This window comes from Alkalihalobacterium alkalinitrilicum (assembly GCF_002019605.1).
Classification (GTDB): Bacteria; Bacillota; Bacilli; order Bacillales; family Bacillaceae_F; genus Alkalihalobacterium; species Alkalihalobacterium alkalinitrilicum.
The window spans coordinates 74,744-86,758 of record NZ_KV917368.1; the positions used below are offsets into that span (position 1 = coordinate 74,744).

The 12,015-nt window shown below is 36.0% G+C and carries 15 protein-coding genes and 1 pseudogene; 14 read left to right on the forward strand and 2 right to left on the reverse strand.

Annotated features, from left to right (window positions below; genetic code table 11):
• Window positions 1-60: 60 nt before the first annotated feature.
• Window positions 61-405 carry a protein YmzB gene (gene ymzB, locus BK574_RS00365; RefSeq protein WP_078427018.1) on the reverse strand — a complete coding sequence of 115 codons (345 nt, stop codon included), beginning with the start codon at window positions 403-405 and terminating at the stop codon, window positions 61-63.
• Window positions 406-500: 95 nt separating this feature from the next.
• Between ymzB and BK574_RS27815 the strand changes: the two genes are divergently transcribed.
• The 7 genes from BK574_RS27815 (at window position 501) to BK574_RS00395 (ending at window position 3,318) form a co-directional block, all read left to right on the forward strand.
• A complete protein-coding gene (locus BK574_RS27815) occupies window positions 501-641 on the forward strand; it encodes a hypothetical protein (RefSeq protein WP_169917331.1) in 141 nt (46 codons plus the stop codon).
• A 15-nt stretch (window positions 642-656) separates the two neighbouring features.
• Window positions 657-866 carry a DUF1657 domain-containing protein gene (locus tag BK574_RS00370; protein WP_075386111.1) on the forward strand — a complete coding sequence of 70 codons (210 nt, stop codon included), beginning with the start codon at window positions 657-659 and terminating at the stop codon, window positions 864-866.
• Between the two features lie 157 nt (window positions 867-1,023).
• Window positions 1,024-1,734, forward strand: coding sequence for a DUF421 domain-containing protein (locus tag BK574_RS00375; protein WP_075386112.1), 711 nt, complete (start codon window positions 1,024-1,026; stop codon window positions 1,732-1,734).
• Between the two features lie 126 nt (window positions 1,735-1,860).
• The gene (locus tag BK574_RS00380; RefSeq protein WP_075386113.1) at window positions 1,861-2,001 is read left to right on the forward strand and encodes an FbpB family small basic protein; all 141 of its coding nucleotides are present in this window, start codon (window positions 1,861-1,863) and stop codon (window positions 1,999-2,001) included.
• A gap of 199 nt (window positions 2,002-2,200) precedes the next feature.
• Window positions 2,201-2,341: an acid-soluble spore protein N gene (locus tag BK574_RS00385; RefSeq protein ID WP_075386114.1), complete on the forward strand. Its 141-nt coding sequence runs from the start codon at window positions 2,201-2,203 to the stop codon at window positions 2,339-2,341.
• Between the two features lie 186 nt (window positions 2,342-2,527).
• Window positions 2,528-2,713, forward strand: coding sequence for a hypothetical protein (locus tag BK574_RS00390; protein ID WP_075386115.1), 186 nt, complete (start codon window positions 2,528-2,530; stop codon window positions 2,711-2,713).
• Window positions 2,714-2,817: 104 nt separating this feature from the next.
• Entirely contained in the window at window positions 2,818-3,318 is a 501-nt protein-coding gene (locus BK574_RS00395; RefSeq protein WP_338020575.1) for a VanZ family protein, read from the forward strand.
• Between the two features lie 40 nt (window positions 3,319-3,358).
• Here BK574_RS00395 and BK574_RS00400 read toward each other — a convergent pair whose 3' ends face one another.
• A complete protein-coding gene (locus tag BK574_RS00400) occupies window positions 3,359-3,985 on the reverse strand; it encodes a TVP38/TMEM64 family protein (protein WP_078427019.1) in 627 nt (208 codons plus the stop codon).
• A gap of 220 nt (window positions 3,986-4,205) precedes the next feature.
• Here BK574_RS00400 and BK574_RS00405 point away from each other — a divergent pair, with 220 nt between their 5' ends.
• The 7 genes and pseudogenes from BK574_RS00405 (at window position 4,206) to nadE (ending at window position 11,837) form a co-directional block, all read left to right on the forward strand.
• The gene (locus tag BK574_RS00405; protein WP_078427020.1) at window positions 4,206-4,778 is read left to right on the forward strand and encodes a copper resistance CopC family protein; all 573 of its coding nucleotides are present in this window, start codon (window positions 4,206-4,208) and stop codon (window positions 4,776-4,778) included.
• Window positions 4,779-4,795: 17 nt separating this feature from the next.
• Window positions 4,796-6,421: a copper resistance D family protein gene (locus tag BK574_RS00410; protein ID WP_078427021.1), complete on the forward strand. Its 1,626-nt coding sequence runs from the start codon at window positions 4,796-4,798 to the stop codon at window positions 6,419-6,421.
• 196 nt (window positions 6,422-6,617) lie between these two features.
• The gene (locus tag BK574_RS00415) at window positions 6,618-7,559 is read left to right on the forward strand and encodes a DMT family transporter (protein WP_078427022.1); all 942 of its coding nucleotides are present in this window, start codon (window positions 6,618-6,620) and stop codon (window positions 7,557-7,559) included.
• 19 nt (window positions 7,560-7,578) lie between these two features.
• Window positions 7,579-9,929: pseudogene (locus BK574_RS00420) on the forward strand (AAA family ATPase).
• An 84-nt stretch (window positions 9,930-10,013) separates the two neighbouring features.
• On the forward strand, window positions 10,014-10,439 hold the full coding sequence (locus tag BK574_RS00425; RefSeq protein WP_078427023.1) for an acyl-CoA thioesterase: 426 nt from the start codon (window positions 10,014-10,016) through the stop codon (window positions 10,437-10,439).
• A gap of 71 nt (window positions 10,440-10,510) precedes the next feature.
• Complete coding sequence (tlp, locus tag BK574_RS00430) at window positions 10,511-10,738, forward strand: small acid-soluble spore protein Tlp (RefSeq protein WP_075386122.1); 228 nt, start codon at window positions 10,511-10,513, stop codon at window positions 10,736-10,738.
• 271 nt (window positions 10,739-11,009) lie between these two features.
• Entirely contained in the window at window positions 11,010-11,837 is an 828-nt protein-coding gene (gene nadE / locus BK574_RS00435; RefSeq protein WP_139313819.1) for an ammonia-dependent NAD(+) synthetase, read from the forward strand.
• Window positions 11,838-12,015: the final 178 nt, after the last annotated feature.

The following is a 12,015-nucleotide window of genomic DNA, read 5'->3' on the forward strand; positions in this document are numbered from 1 at the left end:
CTAAATGAAAAAACTGTCAGATATTTGCTTGTCGGATCTGTTCAAAGAATCTTTTTTAACTTACTTTTTAATGTAATACGTGGCACGATCGGTTTTGATCGTCATAAACTCTTTAGACGTTTCAAAGGATAAAAGTTGTCTGATCGGTAATTCGTAACTATTTAAAGGAAGTTTGGCTTTTCCATTTGAATGCACAACGGTTCCTTTTCCGCGTAATTGAATCGTGTACGGGTCAACATAATCATCTGTATCATCCGCTTGATGCACAACTTCTACTTCCTCAAGTGAAAGCGTATTGCGGTCTACATCATCTCGTTCATTTTTTTCAATTGAGAGTTGTTCCCCTTTCCAATCCTTTAAGTGATTGAGTATTGATTCAATTCCTTCATATGACTTTTCCGTCATTGTCAGTCCCCCTTCCATTTTACATTCATATTTTTTTCTAATTAAGCCAAACCTATGAACGAAATCTTAAACTTCTATGAAAGTGAGGAAAAAAGATGGGACGTACGAAAAAAGGAAATGCGAACGCAAACCGTAATAACAATGCGAAAAAGCAAGGTAAGCAAAATCATCAAGAAGAATTTGCTTCTTATGCAGAAATCGAAGCAGAAAAAATGAGTCGTGATAGTAAAAAGTAAGGAGAGAGCTTTAATATGACTGTTCAAACTCAGATGCAGCAAGCACTAGCCCAAGCACAGAGTGTTCAAGCAAGTCTAGTACAATTTTCGCTGGAAACAGAAAACCAACAAGCGAAACAGATGTTTGAACAATTAGCACAGCAGCAAAAAAATATTTGTAATTTACTTGAAGGTCGATATCAACAAGTGTTAAATGAGGAGCCGCAATTCAATCAAAACTCTTAATACTTCATTTAAAGAGTTGCGACAATGGCTTCTTTAAGTAATGCGGTTCTAAAATGATGGTGGCTGACTCCTAAGTGTTCAAATGCACCCGTAAGTAATTTGTGTATTTCACTTGGTTTGAGTCAGCTTCCTTATCGTAGAAAGGAGTAAATGATGCATGTTTGAGTTTTGGACGGGGGCACCAGATCTTCCTGTATATGGATTTTTAATACGCGCACTCATTGTATATGTATATGTCTTTATAATGGTTAAATTACTAGGTCAACGTTCTATGAATTCTATTAACCCAATCGACTTTATTTTCGGTGTTATCATCGGGGATATCGTCGGTGAGCCACTCTCGAGTGGTGACCTTCCTCTTGGAGGTCCACTAGCGGCTGCAGCGCTAATCGCAGGTTTGCACCTTGCATTGTCTGTTCTTGCTTTACATACTCCTCGTTTTAGGAGGGTCATTGAGGATGAACCGATCATTCTTGTTCGTCACGGTAAAATTTTGAAAAAGGAAATGAAAAAAGCGAAAGTGACAATCGAATCTTTATTAATGGACTTACGATTACTTGAAGCGGATTTAAAGGAAGTGGATTACGCTATTTTAGAAGCAAATGGTCAGATCAGTGTGATTAAACAAAGTCAGTATCAATCGGTTACGGCTCAAGATATGTCTTTATCAACGAATCCTAAAGGGTATCCAACTGTACTTATTGAGGACGGAAATATCATTTTAGCTAATGTAAAAAAAGTAGGAACTGTGGAGTGGTTGAGGGAACAAGTAACAAAACATGGCTATGGTAGCTATAAGGATATTTTTCTGATGACCATGGACGAAGGTGGACAAATTTATATAAGTCCTCAAGAAAATCAAACGTAAAGCATTATATGCAGTAAGTACTATATCTTGTTGGACCTAATACAAAGTAAGAGTTTTCTCACAATTATGTATAATTTCACTCTTTATCAGTAACAATAGTGATACTATTAAGGAGGAGTGATATTTATGAGGAAAGTTAGAAAATTATCATTTGAAGAACTAGTACAGGAAAATAAACGTGAGTTATTAAATGATAAAGAAGCCCTTGAGAAATTGGAAGAACGTTGGGAACAAAAAATACAAAGAGAAAATGGAGCCGCTTTATAATAAAAGGCGCTGTTCATGTTTAGTGTTGATTTTCCATCCTTTAGTTATACTGAAAGACGAGTGAACTACTTTCTCACGCTATATGTCGGTAAGTGTTGATTGTCAGGGGCTGTATATGACCATTCCACTTTTCTTATAAAAACTGCCACTTATGATTTGTTCCTTTTTTGCTTACATTATAGGTAAGGAGGGGGATACAATGGCAAAGTCAAAACATGCATTTGATCAGTTTCGCCCAAATCATTTAGGCACGCAGCCTAGGAAAAGTGACTCAAACAAAGGGAAGAAAATGAATACAAAAGGGAATGAGCATCCAGATTATGTTCCACCGAAAGGCTAAGATTTAATTTAAAAGTGCCAGTGCACCTCGTTTAATTCGGTAAGAAGTGCTATAAAGTTTAGCATTGAACATCGATAAGGAGGTGTCTGGCACTTTTGTCATGAGATGACTTTTTTACATAAACTATCGTAACGAAGAGTGAGCCATGCTATCATGAAGAAAATAGGATCTTAGAGGAGTATAGTTATGGCTAAAAATCAATATCATTTTTGTGCAACTTGTAAACATTTTAAGGTGCTAAAAACAAATGGAAAAACGAATTATTTTTGTTCACGTTTAGGGTTCGAGACGAAATCGAATTATCAGTTTGATTGTTGGGACCCTAAAGACAACGTGGTAAAGTTAATGCAACAACGTCGTGTTGAAACGTGATGAGATTCATCACTTATTGGGGATGAAAATGTCTTGTCTAATTACGCTAAAAAATAAATAATAAAACAAGAGTTAATAATGCGGAGTTTGAAAATTAGAAGGACGTGTTCCAAATTCGTACAAAATTAAATTTATCAACTCATCAACAAATAAGAGCGGTTGCTTTTGTTTTATTTGTTATTTATTTAGGTTTGCTTTTTTACGTCACCTTATTTGCTTGGAATTATGGTGCCTCACTTGGACCAGCTGGACCTGGTGGACGAAATTATAATATTATTCCTTTTCGAAGTATTTATCGTATTGCTGTATTCAGTAAAGACATCATGGACCCTATTGTCATCTTATTAGGAAATGTTGTTTTATTTATGCCGTTCGGTTTCTTATTGCCTTTTGTATTTAAATATTTTAAGAACGTTATTCTAAAGGTGACCTTTATTTCTTGTTTGATTTCAATATTCATTGAAGTGAGTCAATTTTTGTTTACATTGCGTGTTGCCAATGTGGATGACGTTATTTTAAATACATTTGGTGCATTTTTAGGTGTGATTATTTTTGTAGTTCTTAATTCCTTTAAAAAACGAATTATCTTTTTTTATAAGAAATAAGGAACCCTAACGTTATGTTTGGGTTCCTTGTTTTTATCGGCTAATTGGGTAATACACGTTTTTTCCATAACTTAAAACATCCAAAAACGATGACTACAAATAAGATATATAGAAGAAGTATTATAATTAGGTCACGGGGGTTAGTGACTAATGTATTTCCGACGATTGCAAATAACAGCATAGAAGGCATTTTACCTAAAGACGAGGCAATCGCATAATTCATAAATGATACGCGACTTAAGGCTGAATAAATATTCACAATGATTGAAGGAATAATCGGTATTAGTCGTGTTAGAAATATGACAAAAAATGCATTTTTCTCAAATAATACGGTTATCTTTTCAAGTGGTTTGTAATTACGAAGTATTGCATTTCCCCAATCTTGAAAGCTGTAACGAACCACAAGGAACATAATAATAGAGGCGGCTGAAGAACCAACCCAAATGACAAAAGCCCCTAAAGCAGGACCAAATGCAGCTCCAACTATTCCTCCTATAATAGGGTAGGGAATAATCGGAAATAAAGATAATAACGTTGCGACGATCATTGTTAAGAGTATAAAGTCTCTAGCATACATGTTTAGCCATGTTACTAATGAGTCGCCATATAAGTAAAGTAATAAGCCAATGATGACATAAAGTGCTAATGCACCTATCTTTTTTAACATTTGGGTCTCCTTATGTGATTTATGATAAAAATGAAGCGATCGAATAAACTTTTTTAGGTACTAAGGTAGTAACGATATCAATTATAACGAGACAAGCTTTTATTTAAAAGGATTTATAAAAAAACTTTTTACTTATCACAATAAGTTCACATTGTTATTGTATAGTGTATAATACTTACAAGAATACTTGGATTTAAAAAAGAAAAAGGAGTGCAAAACCGTGAAAAAAGTATTGTTTTTTATTGTAATCTGTAGCTTAATGATGCCCTTGCAAGTTTTTGGACATTCATATGTTGGCTCATCTTCACCTAATGAAGGAGAATTAGTGGAGGAACCATTAGAACAAATACAAGTAAATTTTGATGCTGGAATTGAACAACATACGTCGATTGAACTGGTTAATGAAGCAGGGGAGGTTATCCCAATAAGCGAACAATCGGTTGAAGCGCAGACGTTAACGGCAATATTAGTACAACCAATATATAGTGGGAACTATACCATTCACTGGACGGCTTTAGGAAGTGATGGGCATACTACAGAAGGTACTATTTCTTTTTCAGTCGATGCACCTGAACCTGATATAATTATTGAAGATGAAGAGGTTCCAGAGATTGCACAAGAAGAAAGTATATTGGAAGAGGAATTATCTGAAAATGAAGAGAGTAGTGAGGAAAATGTGCAAGAAGTTGATATGGAAGTAAACGAAGAATTTTCTTCGAATAGCGCTCTTTTTTTAATAATCGGAATTATAATACTAGCTGTAGCATTTATTTTGGTTCGTCGTCGAAAATAGAGAAGGGGGGATTGAATGTGATAGAAATTAGTCAAGCACTAATGTATGTGTTATTTTCGTTTTTAATAGGCTTGGCCTTGCTTTCGATAGTTTCGGATCAATATAGGCCTTTATTTATAGTGAAAAATAGTTGGGTCTATAGCTCAATTTGTATTATCCCCCTGTTGAGTCTAGTACCTGTGTTGTCCGTTTCTTACTACATCCATGTGCAATACGAAGCCCCGTTTGTTTCGACATTAACTCAAGTTGTGCTCGGATATAAAATGGGGCAAGCTTGGATGGTTACGATGTTGCTAGCTATTATTCTCGTAGCCATTTATTATTATGTGGATTATGCACGAACTTTCTTTGCAAAGATGCTTTTCTTTGTTTTCCTTCTTGCTTCTACGGTTTCCACTAGTTGGGCTAGTCACGCAGCCTCTTTAGAAGAGGCTGGATTTTTGTATAATGGGATGCATTTTATAGCCGCAACGGTATGGATGGGAACTATTTTTGTTATCAGTTGGTTTGCGAGTGAAAAAAATATTGAAAAGTGGTCTTCATTTATTCGCTGGTTTTCACCAATTTCAATCGGTGCCATGGCTATATTAATTATTTCAGGTTTATTACTAATGACAATCATTGTTCCAGAATACGTCAATTCTTGGGTGCTTTCGTATGGTCAGTTGTTACTGCTGAAGCATCTCTTAATCATTCCTATTCTTGTTTTTGGGGTAGTTCATGGATTTTTATTAAGAAAGAGATTACAAAAATTTGGTATTTCACGCTTCCGAAACACTTTAAAAGCGGAAAGTGTCGTTGGTTTGTTTATATTTGTAATTACTGCGATTATGACAGAAAGAGTTCCTCCACATGAAGTGGCTAGAACTTTGCAAATGACAGAACCTTCATACTTATTTCAATGGATTACAGGCGAGCATATTGGTTCGATAGTACCACTTACTTTCACGATAAACGTACTTTCAATAAGTTTATTAATTTTATCTGCCATTCTATTATCTTTTGTTATTTTTGAAGTACTTAGAGGAAAAGGCTGGATTCGAATTACTTTCCTATGTACATTATTTGCCCTAGTAACGATGGTGGGTCTAGTAGTTAGTACTCAACCATCAAGTGAGGGATGGATTGATGATCAGCGCTTTTCTTCTCCTTTGGAAGCTATACAATCGGAATACGATGGTAATGTAGAAGTATTAGTAGAACGTCAGGTAGGGAATGAACTGCTTGCTGTCGTTTACCACATCGATGATGATAAATTAGCAGCCAACCTACTGTATAAAGAAGGTGAGGACTTTTATAAAGTGAATGAAAGTAACTTGATGATCGGAGGGATCCCGATTAGTGAACTTGATCATAAAATTCGTACCTTTATTATACGTAATGGACCTTGGCTCGAAGATGACCAGCCTTTTACGTACGTGACGATCGGACATATTCGTGAGCCAGGTGAAGTTGAAAAGGTCGCTATTTATTTTGAAGGGGATACGAGTGAGACGATTGTAGAAAACAATACTTTTATTAATATTATCAGTGCGGATGAAGAATGGGATCCAAATCATCCGATAGAGTTTTTTAATAAGGATGAAGAAGTCATTGGTGGTTATATGAGAGGTTTTCTTGAAGAAGGTGTTTATTGCCATTAATCTCTGAAAAGTTACTTTACGAAAGGCTCCAGTAGGTTGATCTGGAGCCTTTCGTTTTTTTAGCTAGAGAGGCCAACCCCCACCAGGTCACTTACCTGTTAGGAAAAATAAGACAAACAAACCGCATATATTTCGTTTCCCGAAAAAGATGGTACAATAAATAAAATGAAAATAACCATGAAGTTGAGGGAATATGATGGAAAAACAAACAACACCTATTTTAACCTATATTATGTTGGCAATAGCAACAAGTACATGGGGAAGTGCATTTATTGCTGGAAAGGTTGCAATAGAAAGCTTTGAGCCAGCTACTGTTGCCTTTTTTCGTTTCTTAGGTGCCATGTTGCTTTTATTCCCAATTATGTGGATGATGGAAAAAAATCGACCAAAGCCAACAAAAAAAGATTGGGGTCTTTTTGCGTTATTAGGGCTTACTGGAATAGCAATCTATAATATTTGTTTCTTTTTAGCAAGCAAACATGCTCCTGTTATCAAAAGTTCTCTTTTTATTGCAGCCAATCCTGTTTTAATTGTACTTTTATCAGGATGGTTTTTAAAAGAAACGATCACCAAACGCCATATCGTTGGGATGATTGTAGCGTTATTTGGCGTAGCCATTATTATTACGAACGGACAACTCCTAGACCTAGTGAAAACTGGGTTTGAACCGATTGATTTTGTTTTATTGGGTGCAGTTATTAGCTGGGCTCTTTATAGTGTTTTAGGCAAAGTAGTTCTTGGGAAGTTTAGTGCGATTGTGTCGACGACTTATGCTGTATTTTTTGGCACATTATTTTTACTACCATTTGCCCTTTATGAACTAACGTGGTCTCAAGTGCAAGGGGCAACGGTAGGAGTTTGGGCTTCACTTCTACATATGAGCATATTCGTTACAGTTATTAGTTTTATCATGTATTATCAAGGAATAAAACAAGTGGGTGCTGCAAAAGCATCTATATTTATTAACGTAATGCCAGTTTCTGCTGTTATTATGGCAACAATATTTTTAGGTGAAACATTTACAATGGCTCATGGTGTTGGGGCATTATTCGTACTGTCAGGTGTGTATATTGGTACATATGTGAAAACGAAAAAACTAAAACGTAATACACCTTCACAAGAGGCAATGGTAAAATAAAGGAATAGATGAACTAGAGGTGAATACCTTGAACAATGAATTAAATATTTTAGTAGACGATATCAATAATAAAGTAAAATTGTGGCTAGACGGACCAGAACTCTTTGACGATGAACCATTAGCCCTACGTTACCTTACCTTTTTAGAAAATCGAACAGAACCTATCGCCAGACGACTACGTGCTTCATTATTATCCTTACTAGCCTTAAAAAGAAGTGAACGGTATAAGAGCGATGATCCGTTACTAACGAAGTGGTTAGATGAAGCATTAGCGATTGAACCAAATCAACCGATAGCGAATCGGATATTTATAAACCAGTTAATTTCAAAACTACAAGTAGATATTATCCCTGAACAGTTACCTCAAATTCGGGAAACTGACCATGGTGCCTCGAAGAAAAAGATCGCTCAAGATTATTTTCAGATTGCAAATCAATTCTTTTCTAGAGCAAACAATGTTAATGCCATATTGATAAAGGCTAGGCAATCTGCAGAGAAGTTAGACAAAAATGAGCACTTGGAAAAGATTAATGAACTTGAAAAAATTATTGCGGATTTACACGAGCCGATGCTGTCGATTGCAAAAGCAACTGAAGCGTATCAAGAGTCAGCTACGGGCATTTTTTACTCCGCTTCACAATTAAGTGAAATTCGACTTTCGATTAAGCGGGTCGAACAGTTAAAAGAAGTATGGCAAAATTCGATCCAACGGGAAGAATCCATACAAAAGGAAGAAGATCGATTCCCTCAATCGTTTCTTACACTAAATGAAATGGTCGGATTGTCGGAAGTTAAAGATCGGGTGAAGGGACTATATCATTTCCTTCAGTATCAACATCGGCGAAAAGAAGAGGGGTTTCATATTCAAGATGACCTAAGCTTAAATATGATTATTACAGGAAATCCAGGCACTGGGAAAACAATGTTGGCTCGCCTTCTAGCTAAAATTTATTATGAACTTGGAATATTGCCTCGCGAAGACGTCCTTGAAGTGGATCGCTCGCAACTTGTTGGAGGATTTGTTGGACAGACAGAAGAAAATACGTTAAAAGTGATTGAGAAAGCTTTAGGAGGCGTTCTTTTTATAGATGAAGCTTATAGCTTAAAGCGAGATGGTGCTGCAAGTAATGATTATGGACAATCTGTTATTGATACGTTAGTATCTGCGATGACAAATAGCGAATATGCGGGGAAGTTTGCGGTAATTCTGGCTGGTTATCCCGAGGAGATGCGTCAGTTTTTATGGGCGAATCCTGGACTAAGAAGTCGCTTTCCAGAATCTAACCATATCCATTTACCTAATTATTTAATCGATGAATTGTTATTAATAGGAGAAAGAATGGCACTAATAAATGATTATGTATTTTCGATTGATGGGTTAAAAGAATTACAAAAGAGAATTGAAAACGAACAAGTGGATGAAACCTTTGGAAATGCACGTACCGTGAAAAATATAGTGCTAGACGCGATCTTCAAAAAGGGTTCCCGAATAGATATGACGAAACCCTTAACTATCGAACAAATGACGATCCTTAACGGACAAGATGTTAAAAAAGCTCACTTGAACAAGAAGAACAAAAAGAAAGTGCATTAAAACGGTTATCTCAATTGATTGGTTTAGATGAAGTGAAAAAAGAAGTACAGGCATTAAGTTCGTTAGTTCGTGTTCAGCAACTACGTGCTGATAAAAATATGCGGGTGATACCTGTACAACTTCACTCGATATTTACTGGGAATCCAGGAACTGGGAAAACGACAGTGGCTAAATTATTTTCTGAGTTATTAAAAGAAATCGGTCTTCTTAAGCGAGGGCATGTTGTTATTGCTAGTAGAGCAGATCTTGTTGCAGGTTATGTTGGCCAAACGGCAATTAAAACGAAGAAAAAAATTCGTGAGGCTTTAGGAGGGGTTTTGTTCATTGACGAAGCGTATTCGTTGGCAGCAGGTGGAGAAAAGGATTTTGGACGGGAAGCCATCGATACGTTAGTTGAAGAAATGACCAAGCATAATGAAAATTTAGTCGTCATTTTAGCAGGTTATCCTGATGAAATGAAGCGTCTCATTGACCAGAATCCTGGTTTAGAGTCGAGGTTTAAAAAGTATATTCAGTTTAACGATTATTCAAAAGAGGAAATATTCGATATGGTTATGATGTATGCAACAGAATACGGTTACCAACTAAATAATCAGGCAATCAGTTATGTCCAGGAGGAACTACAAAATATTAGGATAACAAGCAATGGACGTTTTGCGGTAAATTTAGTTGAAAGAGCGATACAAATGCAAGCACAACGCATCTGTCAATTAAATGAAGATGCTATTGAAACTTCATTGCTTATGACATTACAAAAAGAAGATTTTGTAATATGAAGTGGGGTTCATTAAAAAGCAAATGTCTTCTAAATGGTTTTTGACAATTTTGTCAAAAAATTTTAAATAGAGGAGGAGAAATGAATGAAAAAATCAATTACAGAAATAGAAGTACGTTATAAAGAGACCGATCAAATGGGTGTCGTTCATCATTCAAATTATGTGGTTTGGTGTGAATTAGGACGGACACATTTAATTAAAAAATTAGGTTTTAGTTATGCACAAATGGAAAGAGACGGTATTTTGTCACCTGTGACGGCGATAAATTTAGCTTATAAATCTCCTGCAAGATATGGTGATACGGTCACAATTGAAACGTGGGTTGAACGATATGATGGTATAAGAGTAGTATATGGATATAACATTATAAATCAAGAAGGCGTTCAATGTGTGACAGGTACTAGTGAACATGTATGTGTAAAAAAAGAGTCGTTTCGCCCAATTTCAATTCGTAAGCACTTGCCTGATTGGCATGCTGTATACGAGCGTGAAAAAAAGGATGCAGAGTAAAAAAATTAATGGAATAGAAAGGAACCTCCTGCAGCAAAATAGATACGTAATAATCTTAAGGAGGAACCTTCATGGCTAAACCAGATAACCGAAAAAACAATGTAGAAAGACTACAACAAATGCGAGAAAACACAATCGAAAACATTGAAGCTGCCGAAGAAACACTAGCTCAAAGTGATATGGATGGTGCGGAAAGACAAGCAGTGGAGCAAAAAAATGAACGACGACGAGAAAGCATCAATGCATTTGAGGCAGAAATTAAAGATGAAAAAGAAGCTCGTGAGCGAGGAGAATATTAATAACAGCAAAAGCAGGTATTGTAACAGCAATATCTGCTTTTTTTGATTCTGAATAAAGAGTTGTTGCTTGCTCTATGTTAATTTTTAAAATTTTAAACTTACAAAGAGGAAAACAAACTTGTAAAATGTAATGGAAGATTTTTTTACAAAACTGCTGACAAAATTCATTTTGTAATGTATATGTTAAAAGGATGGAAAAACTCGTTGTCTTAGAAAAAAACGGGTAAATTATGACTAGGACGGAAAAGGTACTGGAGGTATAAAAGTGGCAATAACGCAGCAACAAGAAATTATGACAGCTCTACAAGTGAACCCTGAAGTTGACGCAAGTGTAGAGATTAGACGGAGAGTTGAATTTTTGAAATCGTATTTACTTCATACTGGAATGAAAGGGTATGTTCTCGGAATCTCTGGTGGACAAGATTCCACTTTAACTGGAAAACTTGTTCAGTTGGCGATCAATGAATTAAACAATGAAAATCAAGAACAAACCTTTACTTTTATTGCAGTACGTCTTCCTTATGGGGTACAACTAGATGAAAAAGATGCTCAAGATGCTCTTGATTTCATAAACCCCACCGAAAGAATTACCGTAAATATAAAACCTGCGGTCGATGCAGCTTATTCTTCTTTTACAGAAGCTACAGGGGCAACATTATCCGATTTTAATAAAGGGAATACAAAAGCGAGAGAAAGGATGAAAGTGCAATATGATCTAGGGGCTCATTTTCAGTGTTTAGTCGTTGGAACCGATCATGCTGCTGAAGCTGTTACTGGATTTTTTACGAAGCATGGTGACGGAGCATGTGACATTGCGCCACTATTTGGCCTAACGAAACGTCAAGGCAAAGCATTGTTAAAGGAACTAGAATGTCCTTCTCACTTATATCAGAAGACACCAACTGCTGACTTAGAAGAAAACCGACCGGCTTTACCTGATGAAGTTGCTCTTGGAATGACATATGAGCAACTAGATGATTATTTAGAAGGAAAAGAGGTACCACCTGAAGTTCAAGAAAAAATTGAGCGGCGATACGTAATGACTGAGCATAAACGTAATTTACCAGTGACTATATTTGATAATTGGTGGAAGGACTAATAATTCTTATAAAAGGCTAACCTGCTAAAAAGTTACCAAACAATGGCCAACATTAGTGAAAAACCATCAGTTAAGGTGAAATGAAGCCCTTTGCTGATGGTTTTTCACTTTTTTGTCATAAAAAAAGTGAATGATCAGCGTTTCCTCATCATAATATTCAATGGTTCTTATTTTAAAC